Origin of the sequence: Symbiopectobacterium sp. RP (assembly GCF_050472005.1) — a bacterium.
In the GTDB taxonomy this organism is placed as follows: domain Bacteria; phylum Pseudomonadota; class Gammaproteobacteria; order Enterobacterales; family Enterobacteriaceae; genus Symbiopectobacterium.
This window is the reverse complement of record NZ_JBGOGS010000001.1, coordinates 715597-738238: the sequence shown is the minus strand read 5'-3', so window position 1 is coordinate 738238 and position 22642 is coordinate 715597. Positions and strand designations below refer to the sequence as shown.

Below are 22642 nucleotides of genomic sequence, written 5' to 3'. Positions count from 1 at the left end.
TGATTACATTATTCAAATGAGCTATTCAATTGATTTTAGACGTAAAGTGATATCTACACGGGAAGAAGAAGGGTTGAGTATCCGAGAAACAGCGAAGCAATTTCGGATTGGCCCTGCCTCTGTATCGCGTTGGATTAATCAAATAGCGTCAAAAGCATCGAGCACGCGTCAGTGAAAGATCGATAAATCCGAGTTGATAAAAGATGTTGAACCATATCCAGATGCTTACCAAAAAGAACGTGCAGAGCGTTTTGGCGTTTGTCAGAAGGCCATTTGGCAAGCTCTTAAAAAGCTGGGATTGACCTATAAAAAAACTCTACGTCATCCGAAAGCCGACGAAAGCGCCCGGCAAGCATTTCAACAAAAAATACAACAGTATGAAAAAGAAGGCAAACCTATTGTTTTTATTGATGAAAGTGGTTTTCCACACGATACCCCACGGACTCACGGCTATTCCCCAAAAGGTCAACGGTGTTTTGGCCTGAAGAACGGGGGAGCCAAGGGAAGAACAAATGTTATCGGCGCGTTATTAGGCACAACGCTGTTTGCTATCGGATTATTTGATATCAATATTAACAGCGATGTTTTCTATTCCTGGGTCACACAAGTCCTTATCCCAGTACTCCCTAAAAACAGGGTAATCGTGATGGACAATGCAACTTTTCACAAAAAACATAATATTCAACAAGTCATCATCGATGCAGGGTATATGGTGGAGTATTTGCCTACATATTCGCCAGATCTTAACCCCATTGAGCATAAATGGGCACAAGCAAAAAGCAAAAAAAGAGAGAGTGGTTGCGATACAGAGATTTTGTTCTCAGTCCATATGGTGTAATCAAAATTAAGTCGCTTGGCTATAGATTTCATCGGGTGCATTTTTCGGCTGAGGGAAATCGAGGATATTAATGGGCGCGGCAGATACGGACAGCGCGAAGAAAGCGGCCAGAGTCGTTAATTTGCGCAAGGAAAAGAACATGGTAAAGCCTCTTGTTATACATGGAGAGCCTTTACCATAAAAAAAGCGTGTGACGGAAAGATGAAATCAACGCGGTGGCGTTATTCCCCGCGATAAACGCAGCCCGCCGTGCAGGTTTCTTTCACCATCACGGCGCTCAGCAGAGGCAGCGTGGGTTTTAACTGCTGCCAGATCCAGTGCGCCAGCACTTCGCTGGTGGGGTTTTCCAAGCCGGGGAGTTCATTGAGGTAGTGGTGATCCAACTGCTGCCAAACCGGATTGAATACTGCTTTCAAGTCTGCGAAATCCATCACCCAACCGGTATGCGGGTCGACTTCACCGGTGATTTCCAGTCTCACCATAAAGGAATGTCCGTGCAAACGGCCACATTTGTGCCCTTCCGGCACGTGCGGCAAGTGGTGGGCGGCTTCAAACTGAAAATCTTTAAATAGGGTAGTGACCATAACAACGTTCCTGAAGGGATAACCGAGCGTAAACAAAAGCCGTCCCATACTACCGGAAAGTCGTCCTTGAAGCACGTTTGGTTGACGAATAATCTGATTGATAGGGTGTTCATCTAATCAGGAGACCTATAACGCGGCTTTGTTGAATAAATCAGAACTTGTAACGACTGCGCCCCATACGGGTCGATTGTTACGTGATGCGAATACTGTTCGGCATTCCTAATAGCGTGATCAGGTTAAGCGCTTTGACCATGGCTTCACCCACCTGACCATCGTAGTCTCTCAGACTTAGATGACCACCCAGAAGCCTTTTGAACCGGAACATGGCCGTTTCAGCCACTGAGCGCCGGTGATAGCCCACTTTCTTTTTCCAGATATCGTTACTACCGCTAATGCGCTGATTTGCAACAGCGGGGTTACGCTCGTGGTAGCGATCTTGCCAATATTGCGCCCCCCTTCGTGGCGGGATAAGCGGCCTTATTTTCTTCCTCAGCAGAGCATCATAGCAGTAAACTGTATCCTAAGCGCCGTCAGCCGATGCCTCTCTGATTTTCCGGTGGGTCTGGTTTATCAGCGCCGGTAGAGCTTGGGCATCGGTCGTACCACTGAGCGACAAATCCGCACAGATAATCTCATGCGTCACACTGTCTACTGCCAGGTGCAGCTTACGCCATACCCTGCGTCTGTCGGCACCATGCTGCCGGACTTTCCATTCGCCTTCGCCAAAGACCTTCAGGCCGGTTCCATCAATGACCAGATGTGAGATTTCACCACGGGTTGGCGTTTTTATGCTGATGTTCACTGTCTTTGCTCGCTTGCTGAGCAGCGAATAGTCTGGACAATGGAGCGACAATTTAATCAGTTTAAAAATCGAGTCACCAAAGCCCTGTAAAGCCCTCAATGAAAGGCCAAACACGCGTTTCATCATCAGGACTGTGGTGATGGTCATATCTGAGTAGTGGAGCGGTCGTCCACGCCGTTCAGTAGTGTTTTTTTCCGTCCATGCAGCAATGGCTGATTCATCTAGCCATACGGTTAGAGAAGCGCGCTGCTTGAGGGCCTTCTTATAAGAGGGCCAGTTTGTGATTTTAAAATTTTGTTTTGCCATGGAGACCTGATTTTGAAACAACTGTGTTGATCTGCTCCGATGATTACCCAAAAGTTCTATTTATTCAACAAAGCCCTATAACGCTTTAAGCGTTAAGGATTATCAGAAAAACCATTTAGGCATTTTGGTTATTAAATATTGCCATCGCGTCTTTAATTGTTGCGCGCTGTATAGGTAACCTTATATTCCATACAACTTTAGATTGCATAAATATCGCTATATGGCGGCACGACTTACAAGGACACTGAAATCACGATGACCACTCCGGTTTCGTTGCTGCCGCTTAGTGCCGAGCAGCTTGCGCGTTTGCAGAGCGCCACGGGGGATTTCTCTCCAGCGCAGCTGGCTTGGCTGTCAGGCTATTTTTGGGGCGTCGCGCAGGGCAATGGGGCTCAGAGCGGTGCCGTGTCGGCCGCGTCGCTCCCGGTCAGTGCCGCTGCGCCTGCCCAAAGCATTACCCTTATCTCCGCATCGCAAACGGGCAATGCCCGCCGCGTGGCGGAAAAACTGCGTGACGATTTGCTGGCTGCCAAGCTTGCGGTCACGCTGGTGAATGCAGGCGATTATAAATTTAAGCAAATTGCGCAGGAAACGCTGTTGCTGGTGGTGACCTCCACGCAAGGGGAGGGGGAACCGCCGGAAGAAGCCGTGGCGCTGCATAAATTCCTGTTTTCCAAAAAAGCTCCTGCGCTAAAAACCACGTCGTTTGCGGTGTTCGGATTGGGGGATACCTCTTACGAATTCTTCTGTAAAGCCGGTAAAGATGTTGATGGTCGATTGGCAGAGCTGGGTGCAGAGCGCCTGCTCGATCGCGTGGACGCCGATGTTGACTATCAGACGGCCGCTGAGCAGTGGCGTCGGCAGGTTGTTGATATCCTTCAGGCGCGTATACTGGCACAAGGTGCTGCGGTGGTTCAGGCGAGCGACAGCGGAACGCTGGATGAAATTTCTAGCAGTCCGTACAGTAAAACCTCGCCTTACACGGCGAGTTTCGCCGTGAATCAGAAAATTACGGGGCGTGCGTCCGATAAGGATGTGCGCCATATCGAGATCGATCTCGGGGATTCCGGGCTGCGCTATCAGCCGGGTGATGCGCTTGGGGTGTGGTATCAAAACGATCCGGCGCTGGTACAAGAGTTACTGGAATTGCTGTGGTTGAAAGGGGATGAGCTTGTGACCGTGGCGGGAGAGACATTGCCTTTGTCACAGGCGCTGCAACGCCATTTCGAACTAACGCAAAACACGGCGCCTCTGGTGGAGAAGTACGCCGCGTTGTCCCGCAACGATGCGTTACTGGCGTTGGTGGCTGAAAAGCCAGCGCTGCAACAGTTCGCCCAGCGCACGCCGCTGGTGGATATGGTGCGTCAGGCACCGACGGAATTGACGCCGGAGCAACTGATTGGCTGGTTACGCCCGTTGACACCGCGCCTCTATTCCATTGCCTCTTCCCAGGCTGAAGCCGAAAGCGAAGTACATATCACCGTTGGTGTGGTGCGCTACGACTATGAGGGACGTGCGCGAACGGGCGGTGCGTCAGGTTATCTGGCGGATCGTTTGAATGAAGACGATGAGATTCAGGTCGTTATTGAACATAACGATCACTTCCGCCTACCTGCCGATCCCTCGACGTCCGTCATCATGATCGGACCTGGCACTGGCATTGCCCCGTTTCGTGCCTTTATGCAACAGCGCGAAGCGGACGGTGCCGAAGGCAAAAACTGGCTGTTTTTCGGCAACCCGCACTTTACCGAAGATTTTCTCTATCAGGTGGAATGGCAGCGCTATGTGAAAGACGGGCTGCTGACGCATATCGATCTGGCCTGGTCGCGCGATCAAGCACACAAGATCTATGTGCAGGACAAACTGCGCGAGAAAGGTGAACAGGTGTGGCGCTGGATCCAGGATGGCGCACATCTTTACGTGTGTGGCGATGCCAACCGTATGGCGAAAGATGTGGAGCAGGCGCTGCTGGACATCATCGTTACCCACGGCGGTCTGGATGCCAAACAGGCCGATGAGTTTTTAAGTGAACTGCGCCTTGAGCGCCGTTATCAGCGCGATGTGTACTAGCGAGATCTTTATCAATGAGCGAAAAATTACCAATCGATGAACGTTATCCCGGCCCGTTAGTGGTAGAAGGGAAACTCGCTGATGCGGAGCGCCTGAAGCGGGAAAGTAACTACCTGCGCGGTACCATTGCTGGAGATTTGCAGGAAGGGCTGACGGGCGGTTTTAACGGCGATAACTTTTTACTGATCCGTTTTCACGGCATGTATCAGCAGGATGACCGCGATATTCGCGCTGAACGTGCCGAGCAAAAGCTGGAGCCGCGTCATGCCATGATGCTGCGCTGCCGTTTGCCCGGTGGCGTGATGACGCCGGAACAGTGGTTGGGGATTGATAAATTTGCTGCCGAGAGCACGCTCTATGGCAGCATTCGTATCACCAACCGCCAAACCTTTCAGTTTCACGGTATTCTGAAGCCGAGCGTGAAACCGGCGCACCAGTTACTGAACCATCTGGGGCTGGATGCGTTGGCGACTGCCAATGATGTGAACCGTAACGTGCTTTGTACTTCTAACCCGGTGGAATCCGAGCTGCATCAGCAGGCCTATAACTGGGCGAAGAAGATCTCCGAGCATCTGTTGCCACGTACCCGTGCCTACGCTGAGATCTGGTTGGATCAAGAGAAAGTCGCTACCACCGATGAAGAACCGATCCTCGGGGCGACCTATCTGCCGCGCAAGTTCAAAACCACGGTAGTGATCCCGCCGCAAAACGATGTCGATCTGCACGCCAACGATCTTAATTTTATCGCTATTGCCGATAATGGCCGTCTGGTCGGTTTCAACGTGTTGGTAGGTGGCGGCCTTTCTATCGCCCACGGCGATAAGGCAACCTATCCGCGCACTGCCAGTGAGCTGGGTTATATTCCGATTGAGCATACGCTGGCCGTGGCCGAAGCGGTGGTGACCACGCAACGTGACTGGGGTAATCGCACCAACCGCAAAAATGCCAAAACCAAATATACGCTGGAGCGTGTCGGCGTTGACACCTTCAAACGTGAAGTGGAAAAGCGCGCGGGCGTGACCTTTGAAACGGTGCGCCCGTATGAATTTACTGGCCGTGGCGACCGCATTGGCTGGGTGAAAGGCATCGATAGCAAATGGCACCTAACGCTGTTTATCGAAAATGGCCGTATTCTCGATTATCCGGGGCGCCCGTTGAAAACCGGGTTGGCTGAAATCGCCAAAATCCATAAAGGGGATTTCCGCCTCACTGCGAATCAAAACCTGATTGTGGCAGGAGTGAGTACGCGCAATAAAGCTAAGATTGAAGCGTTGGCGCGCGAGCACGGGTTGATTGACGATAGCGTCAGCAAGCAGCGTAAAAACTCTATGGCCTGTGTATCCTTCCCAACCTGTCCGCTGGCGATGGCGGAGGCCGAGCGTTTTCTGCCGGAATTTGTCAGCGAGGTGGAAGGCATTATGCAGCGCCACAGCGTGGGCGACGAGCATATCGTACTACGGGTAACCGGCTGTCCGAACGGCTGTGGCCGCGCCATGCTGGCGGAAATTGGTCTGGTGGGGAAAGCCGTTGGGCGCTACAACCTGCACTTGGGCGGTAACCGCGAAGGCACGCGTATTCCGCGTATGTATCGCGAAAATATCACGCAGGCGGAGATCCTGAGCGAATTGGATAGTCTGATTGGCCGCTGGGCGCTGGAGCGCCAGCAGGGAGAAGGGTTTGGTGACTTTGCGATTCGTAGCGGCATTATCAAGCCGGTGCTCGATCCGGTGCGTGATTTTTACGATTAACCGGGAGGAATGATGTCGGTATTCTCTCTTGACGCGCTCAATGCGCTACCCAAACCGGAGCAGGCGCAAGCGCTGGCAGAAACCAACGCCCAGTTGGAAACGCTCTCCGCCGAGGCGCGCGTAGCCTGGGCGCTGGAGCACTTGCCGGGAGAGTACGTTCTCTCTTCCAGTTTCGGCATTCAGGCGGCGGTAAGCCTGCACCTGGTCACGCAACTGCGCCCTGATATTCCGGTTATCCTCACCGATACCGGCTACCTGTTTCCGGAAACCTACCAGTTTATCGATACACTGACCGAGCAGTTGAAACTCAATCTGAAGGTGTATCGTGCCGAGCACTCCCCGGCCTTGCAGGAAGCACGCTATGGCAAGCTGTGGGAACAGGGCGTTGAAGGCATTGAACAGTACAACCAGCTAAACAAAGTAGAACCGATGAATCGTGGGCTGAGTGAGCTACAAGCACAAACCTGGTTTGCCGGGTTACGGCGCGAGCAGTCGGGCAGCCGTGGACATCTACCGGTGCTGGCTATCCAACGCGGTGTCTTCAAGGTGTTGCAGATTATCGATTGGGATAACAGGCAGGTGTATCAATACCTCAAGCAGAACGGTTTGTCCTACCATCCGCTGTGGGATCAAGGATACCTGTCCGTAGGGGATACGCATACCACGCGTAAATGGGAATCGGGAATGAGCGAAGAAGAAACGCGATTCTTTGGTTTGAAACGGGAGTGTGGGTTGCACGAGGGGTGAGTGTCACCGACTCACCTCCATCCTTCCAGCCCAATTCCGTCATTCACGCACACCTCCGTCATTCCTGCGAAGGCGGGAATCTCCTACAGGCGAAACAGGTTTCGTCTAACAGAGATCCCCGGCTTTCGCCGAGGATTACGAGGGGGGACAATGACTTTTCAGCAGTCTGCGACCGTTGGTAAACAGCCTTTTTTGTGCACTGTGCTGGCACAGGAATCAGTAGTCCAGCACCGCCCACCAAAATACGCGCCCGATAATATCGACTTCGCTGAGGGATTTCTCTTCCACGGGATGCTCAGCACTGTTGTAACTGCGGATGCTAACCGTGTTTGGCCCAACCTGATACAGCAACTTAATGCGGTTCCAACCGTTTTAGCTGATGGCGTAGATCTTGCCATCAATAATACGCTTATCGTTGGTGTTGACGGCGACGGTGGTGCCATCGGGAATAAATGGTTCCATGCTGTCGCCCTTGGCCGGGAAACAGAGTACGCCGGAGCCATCGGAATTCGCACCGACGCGGCGTAAGGTCGATTTGGAAAACCGCAACTTAAACCCGTTATGATCTTCATTCATGATGCGCCTAGTCCCGCAGGCGAATTCAATATAGCCAACCGACTTAAAAATGATTACAGCCAATGCCCTGATATGTAGCAAAAAATACAGCTAATTGTTATCAAAATAATGTCGCTTGGCTATAAGCCGGAGCTGGCAGTCAAACTGGGCCAACCTGTCGGCATTCTTCTCGTACCCGCAGGAACTTCGCAAGATAATCTACACGACGAACGCTATAGAATCACTGAACAGCGTGCTCCGGCATGCAATCAAGAAACGCAAGGTGTTCCCGACTGATGACTCGGTGAAGAAGGTCGTATGGCTGGCAATCCAGGCGGCATCACAGAAATGGACGATGCCCTTACAGGACTGGCGTATGGCAATGAGTCGCTTTATTATCGAGTTCGGTGACCGCCTTGACGGTCACTTCTGAGAAAGGCATTTACACAAAATCTTAAACAGGCTCCACGGACTCACGGCTATTCCCCAAAAGGTCAACGGTGTTTTGGCCTGAAGAACTGGGGAGCCAAGGGAAGAACAAATGTTATCGGCGCGTTATTAGGCACAACGCTGTTTGCTATCGGATTATTTGATATCAATATTAACAGCGATGTTTTCTATTCCTGGGTCACACAAGTCCTTATCCCAGTACTCCCTAAAAACAGTGTAATCGTGATGGACAATGCAACTTTTCACAAAAAACATAATATTCAACAAGTCATCATCGATGCAGGGTATATGCTGGAGTATTTGCCTACATATTCGCCAGATCTTAACCCAATTGAGCATAAATGGGCACAAGCAAAAAGCAAAAAAAGAGAGAGTGGTTGCGATACAGAGATTTTGTTCTCAGTCCATATGGTGTAATCAAAATTAAGTCGCTTGGCTATATAGCTCAAGCAATTAAGGGACACAGCCTAATAAATAGCGTAACAAGTCTGATGTTGTTGATATACCTAATAAACCTCAAGATGCAGGTTTGAGCACCTGAAAACGATCGTGAATTCTGGACGTCAGCGAGTCCGCTATTTCTGGTAGCGTATTGGTGAAAAAATTGAATATTGCATCCCGAAAATCGCGGGTGTTTTCAAAATAGTGATTATTCCGTGCATGCTCATTCATCACTTTCCACAGGCGTTCTATCGCGTTCAGATTCGGACTGTAAGGCGGTAAATAGTGAAGCTCTATGTTCACGACAAAGGCCCAATCCTTAATCAATTGGGCTCGGTGATAACCCGCACCGTCCAGTATTACATGGATTCTCTGTCGGTAATCAGGGTAACGTTTGCGTATCTCAATGAAAAAACGAGCAATGTTGTAGTCATTCGATATCGCTCAGATTCAGCGCACCCAGTATATTCAGACGGGTTCGACTTCCCGTTGTTTTAACTGACTTTTTATGCCCTTTTCGTATCCATCCATAACTGAGCTTTGTGGCTTGTGTCGGATGAACCGCATCGATAAACAGAATCGGCTTATTGCCGGCTGTTTTCTTTAAATTCTCATAATATTCAATGAAATGCTTCTGATTTTCTTCACTGAATTTATGGGGTACGCCCGCCGGTTTTTTGTAGGAGAAACCATGACGGTGCAACCACTTGTTCATGCCGGGAATACTGAATCGGATAGCCCAGCGATGTTCGACATAAGCCACGATGTCGTGGGTATGATGGAAGAGATGTTGAGATAACTAGCTGATTAAGAGCGCAGTCTTTTCAGCACAAAGCCGACTTGCAGACCCACCGTTTTCAGGTTTAAGTTTGCGAGTGTTGACGTAATCGTTGATATGTTGGTTTACCGTCGTTTTGTGCAGACGCAGAGCTTGTGCAATCATCGCAGAGCTCCAGCCTTCGGAGGCCAGCAGGACGGCTTTGATGCGATCACAAACACGCTTATCACGACTGGTGTCATGAAGGTGTTCGAGTTCGGCTTTTTGCTTGTCGGTAATAAATATCTTCATAGTGGGTGAGCATGATCTTCTTACCGCGTAAAATCAAGCATCTTCAATGATCACGGGTATATACTCTGCCTGTCGTCCCCATTGGTACAGATATTGAAGTAGCCAACGTAGTAGGTGGATCAACGATATCCGTTGCACCTCCACCGGGAATGAGCATTGGCACTCTGGTTGCTGGGGCTAGTTACGACATTGTGAACTCAACTCAGATAGTCAGGTTTACTCGGGTTACTGCGGGGCGGTGGGCCATTCTTTAGAAACAGGCGTGCCGCGTGCGTGTCGCGCTGTGCCGATTTATGACGTGCTGTGGCGTAAAAATGCGGTGTGAATGTGATTTGTCACGCCTAAGTAAGGGAGTCGGCAGGTCGAAATGGACGGTAAGTTATTGATAAAAATGTCGTGTATTGTCGTGCTTTGTTGTGTTTTGTCGCCTGTTTTTTGAGCACAAAAATAAAATAAGCATATGATAAATATCATTTTATAATTTTAGACCTTCGCTGATTATCCAACAGTTGCACGGTCAATACCGGACGTTTGCGCGGTATCCGCCACGGCAATCCCGCGATATTTAATGCGTGTCACATCTGACAGCGGCTCAGGCTCCTGATGAATAGGGTGATCCGGGCTGGCGACGTAAACGTTGTTCATGGTGTACAGCTTGCGCGTATTCACTTCGGAAGAGGCGCGAAAGTGCATATCAGGGGCAATCACGATATCGGCCCGCCCCTGCTCTAAACGCTCCCAAGCACCGGCCAGCACCTCGGTCAGCAATGACACCTGGGTATTGGCTTTCAGCGCCAGCTTATCCAGCAGAGGAAACAGTTTCTCAGTAGGGATCAGCGCTTCAACGACGATAGTGATATGGGTTTCCCAGCCGCGCGCCAGCGCTTCCGCATCGGTGGTCAGTTTATCGGCGGCTTCAAGCAGAATTCTTCCCCGCTCGAGCAACATACGCCCCACATTGGTAAATTTAGTGCGGTGACCTGAGCGATCAAAAAGCACGACGTCGAGCTCTTCTTCCAGCTTCTGCATAGTGTAGCTCAGCGCCGACGGCACGCGCCCCAGCTCATCAGCCGCCGCCGCAAAGCTGCCACGGCGATCGACGGCATCCATCACTCGCAGCGCTTCCAGCGTTAATGCCCGTTCTTTTGCCATTTATTCACTCATTCAGGAATTTTGAATATACCCACCAGATTAACTAGCTAACAATCCAACGTCCACACAATTACTATTTGTTTAGTGTAATTTTTGAGGTGCAGAACCATGATCATATGCAGAACAGCGTAACAGTGCGGTCAAGCTGACTACGGCTGGCTGCAAGCGCGCTACACTTTCTCCTTCGGCCATTATTTCGATCCCGAGCTGCTAGGCTTTGCCTCACTGCGCGTGTTAAACTAGGAAGTGCTCAAGCTAGGCTCTGCGTTTCAGCCACGCACCTACCCGCAGGTCGATATTTTAAATATTCTGCTGCAAGGTGAAGCTGAATATCGCGACAGCAACGGGGGGCATATCCGCGCAAAAGCGGGCGACGTTCTGTTATTGGCCGCGCAGCCTGCGGTAAGCTACAGCGAACACAGTATCAGCGATACAAGGCCGCTGACACGCTTGCAACTGTGGTTCAATGCCTGCCCGTCACGGGAAAACAGCGCACAGCAACGCCTTGCATTGTGCGATGCAAAGGTCAAACTGCTCGCCTCACCGGAAGGTGAAAATGGCAGCCTGCAATTCCGCCAGCAAGTTTGGGTACACCATTTGCAATTGGACGAAGGCGAACAACACACGTTTACGCTCAACGGCAACCGCGCCTATTTTCAGGTGGTTCACGGTGCAATGGAAGCCATGACGCCGCAAGAGAACGCAACGATGTTACAGTGTGGGGACGGCGCTTTCATTCAGCAGGAAAAACAGCTGACTATCCGCGCCAAAGCCCCGCTGCGCGCACTGCTTATCGATCTGGTTGCCTGAGGCACATTCGGCCTACTGATGGATTATCACAGCGCGATCCGCACCTTACATGGTAAGATGGACAACATGTTCATCATCATGCGGTAGGATCAGGCCAATGGATTCAAGTGACCAAGACAAACTCCTTGCCCAAGCGGAAAGTATTTTCCAACAGCGCAATGTGCGCCTTACGCCACAGCGACTCGAAGTGCTTCGGCTGATGGCCCAGCAACACGGCGCGATCAGTGCTTACGATCTGTTGGATCTGCTGCGCGTCTCAGAACCGCAAGCCAAACCCCCTACCGTATACCGCGCTCTGGATTTTCTGCTGGAGCAAGGGGTTATCCATCGAGTGGAATCGACCAACAGCTATGTCATGTGTCACCACATTGAAGAGCATAGCCATACTTCAGCGCTGCTTATTTGCGATCGCTGCGGGCAAGTTACGGAACGTCAGACGGAAGGCATTGAAGCCATTCTTCAGCAGCTGGCACAAAGCGCCACTTTCACGCTGCGTCACAGCGTGGTCGAGGCACATGGCCTGTGTGAAGCCTGTCAGGAAGTGGCTGATTGCCATGAACATGGGCACTGTCATCACGACCATACGGTGCCCATCAAAAATTCAAAACCCGGTCGTTGAGCTGAGAGCACATCACGTCACCGACAAGGCTTCCCCTGAAAGAAACGCCCTGTCGGCTAACGCGGTTTAGCTCCACTCGCCGTTGCGGATAACACCGACGGCCAGCCCTTCAATAGTGAAACTCTGCTCACGCAAATCAACCACGATGGGAGAAAATGCCTCATTCTCCGCCAGAAGTTGTACGGTATTACCTTGACGCTTCAATCGCTTAACCGTCACTTCATCTTCAATGCGTGCCACTACGACCAGGCCGTTACTCACCTCTTGCGTTTTATGCACAGCAAGCAAATCACCGTCCAGTATCCCGATATCTTTCATCGACATACCGCTGACGCGCAGCAGAAAGTCTGCGTGCGGTTTGAACATGGACGGATCGACCTGATAGTGGCACTCGATGTGCTCTTGCGCCAGCAGCGGTTCACCCGCCGCAACACGACCAATCAGCGGCAGGCCCACATTTTCATCTTCCATCAGCAGACGGATACCGCGTGATGCACCGGAGACAATTTCAATTATGCCTTTACGCGCCAGCGCCTTCAAATGCTCTTCCGCCGCGTTGGGTGAGCGGAATCCAAGTTGCTGGGCAATCTCGGCGCGCGTTGGCGGCATGCCGGACTGCGCAATATGATCGCGAATCAGATCATAGACCTGCTGCTGTCTAGTTGTTAATGCTTTCATCTCGCCCCCTGGTTGTTTATACAGCTTATCTGTGAGTATATACAGGTCATCGCGGCTTGGGAATGACAGAGAGGCAAATACCTGTGTTTTTATGCGCTTTGCCTCAAAATAATGCTGAAATCACTCCAGCACGAGCGGCCAGAGAATGCTCACCCAGACAACGGCGGCAAAGACCAAGGCCACAAATACGGCCGCCGAACCGATATCCTTGGCGCGCCCGGAGAGCTCATGGTGCTCCATTCCCACACGATCGACAACGGCCTCAATCGCGCTGTTGACTAGCTCCATCAGCACCACCACCACCACCACGCCAATCAGCAATAGCCGCTCCAGCAGTGACACGGGGAGGCAACATGCAACCAGCACCGCCACGACCAGCAGCATCAGTTCTTGCCGAAATGCGGCTTCGTGCTGCCATGCCTGTTTCAGCCCTTTGAGAGAGTACCCGGTTGCTTTGATAATCCGAGTTACCCCGCTAGCCTTATTCATGTTTTTTCACTCGTTTATCAGAGATTTTTTGCAATTTTCCCGTAACACCGTTGTCTCACACCACAGATCTCCCGTGTACTTTCTGGTATCCTTGCGGCGCATTGCTACTCAAGAGGCTTCTGGTTGTTATGTCCGGCTGGCGTAAAATTTACTATAACTTACTGAATTTCCCACTTAAATTGTTGGTGAAAAGCAAGATAATTCCTAACGATCCCGTGGGGGAGTTAGAGTTAGATCCGTCTCGCCCCATCCTTTATGTGCTGCCCTATAACTCACAGGCGGATTTACTGACGCTGCGCGCAAAATGCCAAGCGTTAGAACTGCCCGATCCGCTGGAACCCACTGAAATTGATGGTGTATCACTGCCCAGCCACGTGTTTATTAACGATGGCCCGCGCGTGTTCCGCTATTACACACCCAAGCAGGAATCCGTCAAACTGTTCCATGATTATCTGGATCTGCACCGCAATAATCCCTATCTCGATGTACAGATGGTGCCCGTGTCTGTCATGTTTGGCCGCTCTCCGGGCCGAGAAGGACAGCACGGCGCGACGCCGCATCTGCGTCTGTTGAACGGCATTGAGAAATTCTTTGCGGTGCTCTGGCTGGGACGCGACAGCTTTGTGCGCTTCTCCAGCATCGTGTCGCTGCGCCATATGGCAACCGAACACGGTACTGACAAAACCATAGCGCACAAACTGGCGCGTGTCGCCCGCATGCATTTTGCCCGTCAGCGTCTGGCCGCCGTTGGCCCACGTTTGCCGGTACGTCAGGAGTTATTCCATAAGCTGCTGGACTCTAAGGCCATCAAGAAAGCCGTTGAAGATGAGGCTCACAGCAAGAAAATCTCCCATGAAAAAGCTCAGCAAAATGCCATCGCCCTGATGGAAGAGATTGCAGCAGACTTCTCTTATGAGGCTGTGCGGCTTTCCGATCGCATTCTGAGCTGGACCTGGAACCGCCTGTATCAAGGCATCAACGTACATAATGCCGAGCGCGTACGCCAGCTGGCACAGGATGGCCATGAACTGGTTTATGTGCCTTGCCACCGTAGCCACATGGACTACCTGCTGCTTTCCTATGTGCTGTATCATCAAGGTCTGGTTCCTCCCCATATCGCAGCCGGTATCAACCTGAATTTCTGGCCAGCAGGCCCGATTTTCCGCCGTCTGGGTGCTTTCTTTATTCGCCGTACCTTCAAGGGCAACAAGCTCTACTCCACCATCTTCCGTGAATATCTCGGCGAGCTGTTCTCTCGCGGATACTCCGTCGAGTACTTTATGGAAGGGGGGCGTTCACGCACGGGTCGTTTGCTGGAGCCCAAGACCGGCACGCTGGCCATGACCCTTCAGGCGATGCTGCGCGGAGGTACCCGCACCATTACGCTGGTGCCTATTTATGTGGGTTATGAGCATGTGATGGAAGTGGGCACCTATGCGAAAGAACTGCGCGGTGTCACCAAAGAGAAAGAAGGTTTCATGCAGATGGTGCGCGGGTTACGCAAACTGCGCAATCTGGGGCAAGGCTATGTGAATTTTGGAGAGCCGCTGTCGCTGACGCCTTACCTCAACCACCATGTACCGCAGTGGCGCGAAGCTATCGATCCGATTGAAGCGCAGCGCCCTACTTGGCTCACACCTACCGTGCAGGATATTGCCGATATCATCATGGTGCGCATTAACAATGCCGCCGCCACCAACGCCATGAACCTGTGCTCCACGGCTCTGCTGGCGTCACGTCAGCGCGCACTGACTCGTGAGCAAATGCATGAGCAACTAGACTGCTATTTGCAGTTGCTGCGCAACGTGCCTTACAGCAAAGATGTCACTGCGCCGAAAAAGAGTGCACCGGAACTGCTGGAACACGCGCTGGCAATGAACAAATTCGAGGTCGAGCAAGATAATATTGGCGAGATCATCATCCTGCCGCGTGAACAGGCTGTGTTGATGACCTATTACCGCAATAACATCCAGCATTTGTTGGTACTGCCATCGATGATCGCCAGCATTGTCATGCACCGAGGAAGGATCACGCAGGATGAGTTAACACGGCAGATGTCATTGATTTATCCGTTAATTCAAGCCGAACTGTTCTTGCATTACAATAAAGAGGCACTGCCTGCCGTCATTGAAACGTTGACCGCAGAACTAGTGCGTCAGGAACTTATTATCATCAAGCAAGATGCGCTGGTGTTAAACCCACTGCGAATTCGCACACTCCAACTGTTGGCTGCTGGCGTGCGGGAGACCCTGCAACGCTACGCGATTACGCTGTCATTACTCGGTGCTAACCCGGAAATGAACCGCGGTACGCTGGAAAAAGAGAGCCGTAATATGGCGCAGCGCCTGTCCGTGCTGCATGGCATCAATGCGCCTGAGTTTTTTGATAAGGCCGTGTTCTCAACGCTGGTTGCCACACTGTGCCAAGAGGGTTACATCAGCGACAGCAGCAGCGTGGATACGCGTAATACCTTGGAACTCTACCGCATTCTTGGCGATTTGATCACACCGGAAGTTCGGTTGACGATTGAAAGTGCTAGCACACCTGCCAGCGCAGAATCGGAAGATGAAAAGCAGGAAGTAGCGCAAGCGTAGTATTGCGCGACTGCGTGGTTTATTGCCGCTTTACTCCGGCATCACAGCCCCAGCACAATCCCCGCAAACAACACCATCCCCACAAAGTTATTGTTGTGGAACGCACGGAAACAGGCATCGTGCTCACGCCCGGCGGTCAGCCATTGCTGATAGCCGAACAGACCAGCTGCCATCAGTACCGTGAGGTAAAATGCCGCCCCCAGTTTCATTTGTAAGCCTAGTACCACCATCAGTGCCAGCATGCTCGCCTGCAACAAGCCGATGATCAAGGTATCAAAACGCCCGAACAGAATAGCGGTGGATTTGATGCCAATCTTGAGGTCATCATCGCGATCGACCATGGCATATTGTGTGTCGTAGGCGACGGTCCAGCAGATGTAAGCTAAAAACATGATCCAGGCGCTTGCGGGCAGGGATTCGCTGACAGCGGCATACGCCATGGGGATTGACCAGCCGAACGCTGCGCCCAACACAAACTGTGGCAGCTGGCTGACGCGTTTCATGAAGGGGTATATCCATGCCAATGCCAACGCTGCCACGGAGAGCCAAATGGTCATACGATTTAATGTCAGCACCAGAGCAAACGCCATCAGCACCAGAACAACGAACAGCACTTTTGCCGATTGCTCACTCACTAAGCCGCTGGGTAAGGGACGAGATGCGGTGCGTTTTACATGCCCATCAAAATGGCGGTCAGCGTAATCATTGATAACACAGCCTGCCGCGCGCATCAGAAATACGCCCGCAACGAAGACCAACAGCGTCCACGGGCTCGGCACGCCACCGCCCGCCAGCCATAATGCCCAGAGGGTTGGCCAGAGCAACAGCAGGGAACCAATCGGCTTATCAATTCGCATTAACCGACAATAAGCGCCCCATTTTCCCGCTGTCATACTTCTTTCCAACGTCATTTCTCCTTAACGGTTACCCCGTTCAACGCCTTGAAAATGATATGCAGGCGAGGAGGGCAAAAACAATTCAGTCAGCAGTATTGGCTGATTAAACAAACGCAAACGGGATCGCCGAGCCCACAGGTTTTCACAGCGCTCAATGTGAATATAATCGCGTTGCAGGGAATCCTGTTTAAACAGATAGCGCCCGAGCGGTGTATCACCAAGCGTTGTCAACGCCGACACAGAGGTGTCAAGGGCTGAAGGGGGAATCAAGGTTCTGGCGGCCACCCAAGGCTGTCCATCACCGTAGATTATCACCTCTCGCAACCAATAACGCGCGCTGTGTGGTAACTCGCGCGGTTCATCACCCAGCATCTCAGTCGCAATGTAACCATTATAGTACGGTACCACCGTCAACTGTGTGCAATGTCGTTCCAGCCGCTGCGTCATCGAACTGGTTTCTTTCAGCCAGATATCGACAGGGGATGGCAACGCCATCGGCGTTTCTTTTAACCAATCAGTCGCGTGCAACCATGCTATGTTGCGCAGCAGTGTTAGCGCTGCATCGGGCATATCCCTACTCCAATGGTGGCTGGCGGAGCATGATGATGGCAGAGATACCGTTTCGGTATATTGCGCGCTCATCACTCACGTCCGTGGTATCACTCTTGCTCGCCGAGTTTGAATACATAACGCGGCACGTATTGTAGCGCACAAACATCATGCCTCGGCACATCCCACCACCGTTAGGTGCGCAATATGATAACATTTTTTTAATCTTTGACAGCGCGTTGGCAAAATTTGATCACTGCTTGCACAGAAAAAAGACAAAAACGGGACATAAAAAAACACTATCTGGTGATATACCAGATAGTGTTCATGTTAAGTGTAAAAGCGTGTTGATGTTACTCATCCGGGCGTCAGCGCGGCGCGCGAGTGCCCAGTGTTGATTACATCATACCGCCCATACCACCCATACCACCCATACCACCCATACCGCCAGCAGCACCTAAGTCGCCTTTATCTTCTTTCGGCAACTCGGTCACCATACATTCGGTGGTGATCATCAGGCCAGCAATGGATGCGGCATATTGCAGTGCAGAACGGGTCACTTTGGTCGGATCCAGAATACCCATGTCGATCATGTTGCCGTAAACTTCTGTTGCGGCGTTGTAACCGTAATTACCTTCACCTGCTTTCACGTTGTTAGCCACAACGGAAGGTTCTTCACCGGCATTTTCCACGATTTGACGCAGCGGAGCTTCCATCGCACGCAGAGCAACACGAATACCCACGTTCTGGTCTTCGTTTTCAGCTTGCAGATTGCGAATGGCATTGGCTACGCGAATTAGCGCTACGCCACCACCAGCAACCACGCCTTCTTCAACGGCAGCACGGGTCGCGTGCAGCGCATCTTCAACGCGTGCTTTCTTCTCTTTCATTTCCACTTCGGTGGCTGCGCCGACCTTGATAACTGCAACGCCGCCTGCAAGTTTGGCAACGCGCTCTTGCAGTTTTTCGCGATCGTAATCAGACGTTGCGTCTTCGATCTGCTGACGAATCTGACCAACACGACCTTGAATAACCACTTCATCACCCACACCGTCGATGATGATGGTGTTGTCTTTGTTGATCACAACGCGTTTTGCTTGGCCCAGATCTTCCAGAGTGGCTTTTTCCAGTTCCAGGCCGATCTCTTCAGAGATAACGGTACCCGCAGTCAGGGTAGCAATATCTTGCAGCATGGCTTTACGACGATCGCCAAAGCCCGGTGCTTTCACAGCGGCAACTTTAACGATACCGCGCATGGTGTTCACCACCAGCGTCGCCAGAGCTTCGCCTTCAACATCTTCTGCGATGATCAGAAGCGGTTTGCCTGCTTTGGCAACGGCTTCCAGTACAGGCAGCATTTCACGGATGTTGGAGATCTTTTTGTCAGCCAGCAGGATGAACGGGCTTTCCAGTTCAACAGAACCGGTTTCCGGTTTGTTGATGAAATACGGGGAGAGATAGCCGCGATCGAACTGCATCCCTTCCACAACGGCCAGTTCATCTTGTAAGCCGGAGCCTTCTTCTACGGTGATAACACCTTCTTTGCCCACTTTCTCCATGGATTCAGCGATCAGTTTGCCCACTGTGTCATCAGAGTTGGCGGAGATGGTACCGACCTGAGCAATGGCTTTGGTGTCAGCGCAAGGAACGGACAGTTTTTTCAGTTCTTCAACCGCAGCGATAACCGCTTTATCGATACCGCGTTTCAGATCCATCGGGTTCATGCCTGCGGCAACGGCCTTCAGACCTTCGTTTACGATAGCCTGTGCCAGTACGGTTGCCGTGGTGGTGCCGTCGCCCGCTGCGTCGTTCGCTTTGGAGGCCACTTCTTTCACCATCTGAGTGCCCATGTTTTCGAACTTGTCTTCCAGCTCGATTTCACGCGCTACGGACACTCCGTCTTTGGTAATGATCGGAGAACCAAAAGATTTATCCAGAACGACGTTGCGGCCTTTCGGGCCTAAGGTCACTTTTACTGCGTTAGCAAGAACGTTCACACCGCGCAGCATTTTTACGCGCGCGTCATTGCCAAATTTTACGTCTTTAGCTGCCATGGTTTATTTCCCTTAAATTCGTTCGATTAAGATGATTACGCTTCAACAATCGCTAGGATGTCGCTTTCAGACATGATCAGGACTTCTTCGTTGTCGATCTTCTCGGCTTTCACGCCATAGCCATCATTGAAAATGACGATATCGCCAACTTTCACATCCAGCGGTTTTACGTCGCCGTTTTCCAGAATGCGACCATGCCCCACTGCCAGTACTTCACCACGGGTAGATTTAGACGCAGCAGAACCGGTCAGAACAATACCGCCAGCAGATTTGGACTCGACTTCTTTACGCTTGACGATCACGCGGTCATGCAATGGACGAATTTTCATTTATAGCTCTCCTTTGAGAAAGTCCATATCAGTTTGGGATTAACGCCGGGTACATTCTCATACCCGCCTTGCGAATTTCTAAGTGGGGACGATTCGCTTCCCTTCAAGGGGAAAAAAGAATTTTTTTTGCGATAGTGATGAAATTCTGATGAGGTGAAATAAAAAAAGATATAAAACATACAGTTAATATCTTTTTCTCAATCAGTATCATTTGTCTTGATCGTCTCTATGCTCGAGATTTTTGCGATCGTCATCTTTGTGGTAAAACTCACCGTCAAAGGTATTGCCGTTACTGCCGGACGATGTGGTGCCAGCGCCGCGCCAAATGTGCAGATGAGGCATCAGTTTGACCGTCAACCGTTTTTGTACCGGGGGCAACAGCAGCAGCAATCCAAGGAAGTCAGTGAAAAAACCGGGAAGCAGAAGCAAAAAGCCCGCCAATACCAGCGATACGCTTTTGAGCATTTCCGCCGCATGGCTCTCTCCCGCAGCGATTTTCTGTTGCATCTGGATAAACGTTTTCACACCCTGATTGCGCACCAGAGAAACGCCAATACAGGAGGTGAACACCACCAGCAGCAATGTCACCGCAACGCCCAGTACTTTCGCAACGCGGATGAACAGCGAAATTTCAATGTAGGCAAAAAGAAAGAGTAGGAATAGCGGTAACCAGCGCACTGGATTCTCCTGATTTATTTAACTGATTGTTATAAAAAGGACTAATACGATCGATGCCTGCATGACTCACAGCCTGCCGTTATCTGTTGTGCATCCTGCCATCATGAAAACATATCACCAGAGATCCAACATCAACCCTTATAATTTAATGAAGTGGTAGCGCAAGCGAGCATTTTCAACCGGTAGGCAGAAAATTTCATTTCGCAATAATCACGAGTGACGAATATCACAATTTATTTACTTTATTAATTACACATCTTCATTGAGTGATCGAAACTACGCTTTTGGGATTCTATACAATATATCATCACCCCAGCGTGGCTTTGTTGAATAAATAGATTTTATGCTGGCAGCCCAGCGAAACGACGGATCCTCGCAACGTAAAATCATGCAGTTAGGCCTCATGAGAAAAGTGTACACCTGAGATGAAAAGCATTTTCAACCAAAACTGGCATGGAAAAACAGCATGATTACCTATTATTCAACAAAGCCCCCAGCGGAGGCAGTTATGGTCAATCGTTCTGCGAATGTTGCCTGTCGTGATACATTTTGTGGTAACACCATCGTGATAATAACTCGCATTTATTGGCACGATTATTTGTTAACACGCTTTTTTGTTATAGCCAAGCGACATTATTTTGATAACAATTAGCTGTATTTTTTTGCCACATATCAGGGCATTGTCTGTAATCATTTTTAAGTCGGTTAGCTATATGGCATTCATACCCTGCGGGCAATTGAAAATTTTTACATCAGCAACCACAAAATCAGCGATATCCCCGAATTCGTGCGTGGCATGGTGATGGTCAAAAAAGCCGCTACCCTAGCAAACCGCGAGCTGAAAACCATTCCCCGCCCAATTGCCGATACTATTATCCGTGCCTGCGATGAAGTGTTGAACAATGGCAAATGCATGGATCAGTTCCCGGTTGATGTCTATCAGGGCGGCGCGGGCACCTCGGTGAACATGAACACCAACGAAGTGCTAGCTAATATTGGCTTGGAACTGATGGGCCCTAACAAAGGTGAATACCAGTATCTCAACCCTAATGATCATCTGAACAAGTGCCAGTCCAACAACGATGCCTACCCCACCGGCTTTCGTATTACGGTGTACAGCGCCATCCTGACGCTGGTAGAGGCTATCACCCAGTTGCAGGATGCGGTGCCAATGACGTTTGGTCAGGAATTCCACGCTTTCTCTGTGCTGCTTAACGAAGAGAACAAAAACCTGCTGCGCACCGGCGAGTTGCTGCTGGAAGTGAATCTGGGCGCGATGGCCATCGGCACGCGGTTAAACACACCGGACGGTTACCAGCAGTTGGCGGTACAACGTTTGGCTGAAGTGAGCGGACTGCCGTGCGTGCCGGCCGAGGATTTGATCGAAGCCCCCTCCGACTGCGGCGCTTACGTGATGGTACACGGTGCGCTAAAACGTCTGGCGGTGAAGATGTCGAAAATCTGTAACGACCTTCGCCTGCTCTCTTCCGGCCCGCGCGCTGGCTTCAATGAAATCAACCTGCCGGAATTGCAGGCAGGCTCTTCTATCATGCCAGCCAAGGTCAATCCGGTGGTACCGGAAGTGGTCAATCCGGTGTGCTTCAAGGTGATCGGCAACGACACCTGCGTCACTATGGCCTCTGAAGCGGGTCAGCTGCAGCTCAAGGTGATGGAACCGGTTATCGGTCAGGCGATGTTTGAATCTATCCATATTCTTACCAACGCCTGCCACAACCTGTTGGAAAAATGCGTTAACGGCATCACCGCCAACAAAGCGGTATGCGAAGCCTACGTGTTCAACTCCATCGGCATTGTTACCTATCTCAACCCGTTTATTGGCCACCACAATGGCGACATTGTCGGCAAAATTTGCGCCGAAACCGGCAAGAGCGTGCGTGAAGTGGTGCTGGAGCGCAGTCTGCTGACCGAAAGCGAACTGGATGACATCTTCTCAGTACAAAACCTGATTCACCCAACCTACAAGGCTAAACGTTACACGGATGACAACGACGCGTCTTAAGCGTTCGATCGGTTAACCCAGCGAGTCTCACCATCGGGCGCGCTCGCATTATAGCAAAGCGACTTAATTTTGATTACACCATATGGACTGAGAACAAAATCTCTGTATCGCAACCACTCTCTCTTTTTTTGCTTTTTGCTTGTGCCCATTTATGCTCAATGGGG

At 51.0% G+C, this 22642-nt stretch carries 18 protein-coding genes and 8 pseudogenes; 13 read left to right on the top strand and 13 right to left on the bottom strand.

Features of this window, described 5'->3' with window-relative positions; translation table 11 throughout:
* Positions 1 to 16 precede the first annotated feature (16 nt).
* The 3 genes and pseudogenes from ACD630_RS04765 to ACD630_RS04755 all read left to right on the top strand — a co-directional run bounded on the left by ACD630_RS04765 (position 17) and on the right by ACD630_RS04755 (position 909).
* Positions 17 to 175 carry an IS630 transposase-related protein gene (locus ACD630_RS04765; RefSeq protein ID WP_430358282.1) on the top strand — a complete coding sequence of 53 codons (159 nt, stop codon included), beginning with the start codon at positions 17 to 19 and terminating at the stop codon, positions 173 to 175.
* Positions 176 to 178: 3 nt separating this feature from the next.
* Positions 179 to 730: pseudogene (locus tag ACD630_RS04760) on the top strand (IS630 family transposase); the annotation flags it as partial.
* Between the two features lie 32 nt (positions 731 to 762).
* Positions 763 to 909: a hypothetical protein gene (locus tag ACD630_RS04755; protein ID WP_430358281.1), complete on the top strand. Its 147-nt coding sequence runs from the start codon at positions 763 to 765 to the stop codon at positions 907 to 909.
* Between the two features lie 150 nt (positions 910 to 1059).
* Here ACD630_RS04755 and queD read toward each other — a convergent pair whose 3' ends face one another.
* Positions 1060 to 1422 carry a 6-carboxytetrahydropterin synthase QueD gene (gene queD, locus ACD630_RS04750; RefSeq protein ID WP_430359896.1) on the bottom strand — a complete coding sequence of 121 codons (363 nt, stop codon included), beginning with the start codon at positions 1420 to 1422 and terminating at the stop codon, positions 1060 to 1062.
* 190 nt (positions 1423 to 1612) lie between these two features.
* Positions 1613 to 2530 (bottom strand): annotated as a pseudogene (locus tag ACD630_RS04745) (IS5 family transposase).
* Between the two features lie 255 nt (positions 2531 to 2785).
* Here ACD630_RS04745 and cysJ point away from each other — a divergent pair.
* Genes cysJ through cysH form a run of 3 tightly spaced genes read left to right on the top strand, consistent with a single transcriptional unit; the run spans position 2786 to position 7095 of the window.
* Positions 2786 to 4600, top strand: coding sequence for an NADPH-dependent assimilatory sulfite reductase flavoprotein subunit (cysJ, locus tag ACD630_RS04740; protein WP_430358280.1), 1815 nt, complete (start codon positions 2786 to 2788; stop codon positions 4598 to 4600).
* A 32-nt stretch (positions 4601 to 4632) separates the two neighbouring features.
* Entirely contained in the window at positions 4633 to 6348 is a 1716-nt protein-coding gene (gene cysI, locus ACD630_RS04735; protein WP_430359895.1) for an assimilatory sulfite reductase (NADPH) hemoprotein subunit, read from the top strand.
* 12 nt (positions 6349 to 6360) lie between these two features.
* The gene (cysH, locus tag ACD630_RS04730) at positions 6361 to 7095 is read left to right on the top strand and encodes a phosphoadenosine phosphosulfate reductase (protein ID WP_430359894.1); all 735 of its coding nucleotides are present in this window, start codon (positions 6361 to 6363) and stop codon (positions 7093 to 7095) included.
* A gap of 216 nt (positions 7096 to 7311) precedes the next feature.
* Here the strand turns inward: cysH and ACD630_RS04725 are convergent.
* Positions 7312 to 7701 (bottom strand): annotated as a pseudogene (locus ACD630_RS04725) (S24 family peptidase); the annotation flags it as partial.
* 91 nt (positions 7702 to 7792) lie between these two features.
* On the opposite strand from ACD630_RS04725, the pseudogene ACD630_RS04720 reads away from it, so the two are divergent.
* From ACD630_RS04720 to ACD630_RS04710, 3 genes and pseudogenes are all read left to right on the top strand, one after another.
* Positions 7793 to 8083, top strand: a pseudogene (locus tag ACD630_RS04720) (transposase); the annotation flags it as partial.
* Complete coding sequence (locus ACD630_RS04715; RefSeq protein WP_430359893.1) at positions 8080 to 8517, top strand: transposase; 438 nt, start codon at positions 8080 to 8082, stop codon at positions 8515 to 8517. The pseudogene ACD630_RS04720 and the gene ACD630_RS04715, both read left to right, overlap by 4 nt.
* Entirely contained in the window at positions 8442 to 8633 is a 192-nt protein-coding gene (locus ACD630_RS04710; protein ID WP_430358279.1) for a hypothetical protein, read from the top strand. Before ACD630_RS04715 ends, ACD630_RS04710 begins: the two co-directional genes overlap by 76 nt.
* Here ACD630_RS04710 and ACD630_RS04705 read toward each other — a convergent pair.
* A pseudogene (locus ACD630_RS04705) lies at positions 8617 to 9610 on the bottom strand (IS630 family transposase). The gene ACD630_RS04710 and the pseudogene ACD630_RS04705 sit on opposite strands and share 17 nt — an antisense overlap.
* A gap of 488 nt (positions 9611 to 10098) precedes the next feature.
* A pseudogene (locus ACD630_RS04700) lies at positions 10099 to 10762 on the bottom strand (LysR family transcriptional regulator); the annotation flags it as partial.
* A gap of 159 nt (positions 10763 to 10921) precedes the next feature.
* Between ACD630_RS04700 and ACD630_RS04695 the strand changes: the two are divergent.
* Together ACD630_RS04695 and zur are read left to right on the top strand one after the other, a co-directional pair.
* Positions 10922 to 11572, top strand: a pseudogene (locus ACD630_RS04695) (pirin family protein).
* A gap of 97 nt (positions 11573 to 11669) precedes the next feature.
* Positions 11670 to 12191, top strand: coding sequence for a zinc uptake transcriptional repressor Zur (zur, locus tag ACD630_RS04690; RefSeq protein WP_430358278.1), 522 nt, complete (start codon positions 11670 to 11672; stop codon positions 12189 to 12191).
* Positions 12192 to 12257: 66 nt separating this feature from the next.
* On the opposite strand, the gene lexA is transcribed toward zur, so the two are convergent.
* Positions 12258 to 12869 carry a transcriptional repressor LexA gene (lexA, locus tag ACD630_RS04685; RefSeq protein ID WP_430358277.1) on the bottom strand — a complete coding sequence of 204 codons (612 nt, stop codon included), beginning with the start codon at positions 12867 to 12869 and terminating at the stop codon, positions 12258 to 12260.
* Positions 12870 to 12989: 120 nt separating this feature from the next.
* Positions 12990 to 13358 carry a diacylglycerol kinase gene (locus ACD630_RS04680; protein WP_430358276.1) on the bottom strand — a complete coding sequence of 123 codons (369 nt, stop codon included), beginning with the start codon at positions 13356 to 13358 and terminating at the stop codon, positions 12990 to 12992.
* A 128-nt stretch (positions 13359 to 13486) separates the two neighbouring features.
* On the opposite strand from ACD630_RS04680, the gene plsB reads away from it, so the two are divergent.
* Positions 13487 to 15952, top strand: coding sequence for a glycerol-3-phosphate 1-O-acyltransferase PlsB (gene plsB / locus ACD630_RS04675; protein ID WP_430358275.1), 2466 nt, complete (start codon positions 13487 to 13489; stop codon positions 15950 to 15952).
* 41 nt (positions 15953 to 15993) lie between these two features.
* Here the strand turns inward: plsB and ubiA are convergent, their stop codons facing one another.
* The 5 genes from ubiA to ACD630_RS04650 all read right to left on the bottom strand — a co-directional run bounded on the left by ubiA (position 15994) and on the right by ACD630_RS04650 (position 20458).
* A complete protein-coding gene (ubiA, locus tag ACD630_RS04670; RefSeq protein WP_430358274.1) occupies positions 15994 to 16863 on the bottom strand; it encodes a 4-hydroxybenzoate octaprenyltransferase in 870 nt (289 codons plus the stop codon).
* Between the two features lie 6 nt (positions 16864 to 16869).
* A complete protein-coding gene (gene ubiC / locus ACD630_RS04665; protein WP_430358273.1) occupies positions 16870 to 17418 on the bottom strand; it encodes a chorismate lyase in 549 nt (182 codons plus the stop codon).
* A gap of 377 nt (positions 17419 to 17795) precedes the next feature.
* The gene (gene groL / locus ACD630_RS04660) at positions 17796 to 19451 is read right to left on the bottom strand and encodes a chaperonin GroEL (protein ID WP_430358272.1); all 1656 of its coding nucleotides are present in this window, start codon (positions 19449 to 19451) and stop codon (positions 17796 to 17798) included.
* Positions 19452 to 19486: 35 nt separating this feature from the next.
* Positions 19487 to 19780 carry a co-chaperone GroES gene (locus ACD630_RS04655; protein ID WP_430358271.1) on the bottom strand — a complete coding sequence of 98 codons (294 nt, stop codon included), beginning with the start codon at positions 19778 to 19780 and terminating at the stop codon, positions 19487 to 19489.
* A 207-nt stretch (positions 19781 to 19987) separates the two neighbouring features.
* Positions 19988 to 20458, bottom strand: coding sequence for an FxsA family protein (locus ACD630_RS04650; protein WP_430358270.1), 471 nt, complete (start codon positions 20456 to 20458; stop codon positions 19988 to 19990).
* 712 nt (positions 20459 to 21170) lie between these two features.
* Here ACD630_RS04650 and ACD630_RS04645 point away from each other — a divergent pair.
* Positions 21171 to 22478, top strand: a pseudogene (locus ACD630_RS04645) (aspartate ammonia-lyase); the annotation flags it as partial.
* Here ACD630_RS04645 and ACD630_RS04640 read toward each other — a convergent pair.
* The gene (locus ACD630_RS04640; RefSeq protein ID WP_430358269.1) at positions 22475 to 22627 is read right to left on the bottom strand and encodes a hypothetical protein; all 153 of its coding nucleotides are present in this window, start codon (positions 22625 to 22627) and stop codon (positions 22475 to 22477) included. The pseudogene ACD630_RS04645 and the gene ACD630_RS04640 overlap by 4 nt on opposite strands.
* Positions 22628 to 22642: the final 15 nt, after the last annotated feature.

What these genes read in the sequence shown, in the direction of transcription:
- queD (WP_430359896.1), bottom strand. Translation starts at nt 1,422, where the DNA reads ATGGTCACTACCCTATTTAAAGATTTTCAGTTTGAAGCCGCCCACCAC.
- ACD630_RS04680 (WP_430358276.1), bottom strand. Translation starts at nt 13,358, where the DNA reads ATGAATAAGGCTAGCGGGGTAACTCGGATTATCAAAGCAACCGGGTAC.
- ACD630_RS04655 (WP_430358271.1), bottom strand. Translation starts at nt 19,780, where the DNA reads ATGAAAATTCGTCCATTGCATGACCGCGTGATCGTCAAGCGTAAAGAA.
- ACD630_RS04755 (WP_430358281.1), top strand. Translation starts at nt 763, where the DNA reads ATGGGCACAAGCAAAAAGCAAAAAAAGAGAGAGTGGTTGCGATACAGA.
- ACD630_RS04710 (WP_430358279.1), top strand. Translation starts at nt 8,442, where the DNA reads ATGGGCACAAGCAAAAAGCAAAAAAAGAGAGAGTGGTTGCGATACAGA.
- zur (WP_430358278.1), top strand. Translation starts at nt 11,670, where the DNA reads ATGGATTCAAGTGACCAAGACAAACTCCTTGCCCAAGCGGAAAGTATT.
- plsB (WP_430358275.1), top strand. Translation starts at nt 13,487, where the DNA reads ATGTCCGGCTGGCGTAAAATTTACTATAACTTACTGAATTTCCCACTT.
- ubiC (WP_430358273.1), bottom strand. Translation starts at nt 17,418, where the DNA reads ATGCCCGATGCAGCGCTAACACTGCTGCGCAACATAGCATGGTTGCAC.
- cysJ (WP_430358280.1), top strand. Translation starts at nt 2,786, where the DNA reads ATGACCACTCCGGTTTCGTTGCTGCCGCTTAGTGCCGAGCAGCTTGCG.
- ACD630_RS04765 (WP_430358282.1), top strand. Translation starts at nt 17, where the DNA reads ATGAGCTATTCAATTGATTTTAGACGTAAAGTGATATCTACACGGGAA.
- ACD630_RS04640 (WP_430358269.1), bottom strand. Translation starts at nt 22,627, where the DNA reads ATGGGCACAAGCAAAAAGCAAAAAAAGAGAGAGTGGTTGCGATACAGA.
- cysH (WP_430359894.1), top strand. Translation starts at nt 6,361, where the DNA reads ATGTCGGTATTCTCTCTTGACGCGCTCAATGCGCTACCCAAACCGGAG.
- ubiA (WP_430358274.1), bottom strand. Translation starts at nt 16,863, where the DNA reads ATGACGTTGGAAAGAAGTATGACAGCGGGAAAATGGGGCGCTTATTGT.
- lexA (WP_430358277.1), bottom strand. Translation starts at nt 12,869, where the DNA reads ATGAAAGCATTAACAACTAGACAGCAGCAGGTCTATGATCTGATTCGC.
- groL (WP_430358272.1), bottom strand. Translation starts at nt 19,451, where the DNA reads ATGGCAGCTAAAGACGTAAAATTTGGCAATGACGCGCGCGTAAAAATG.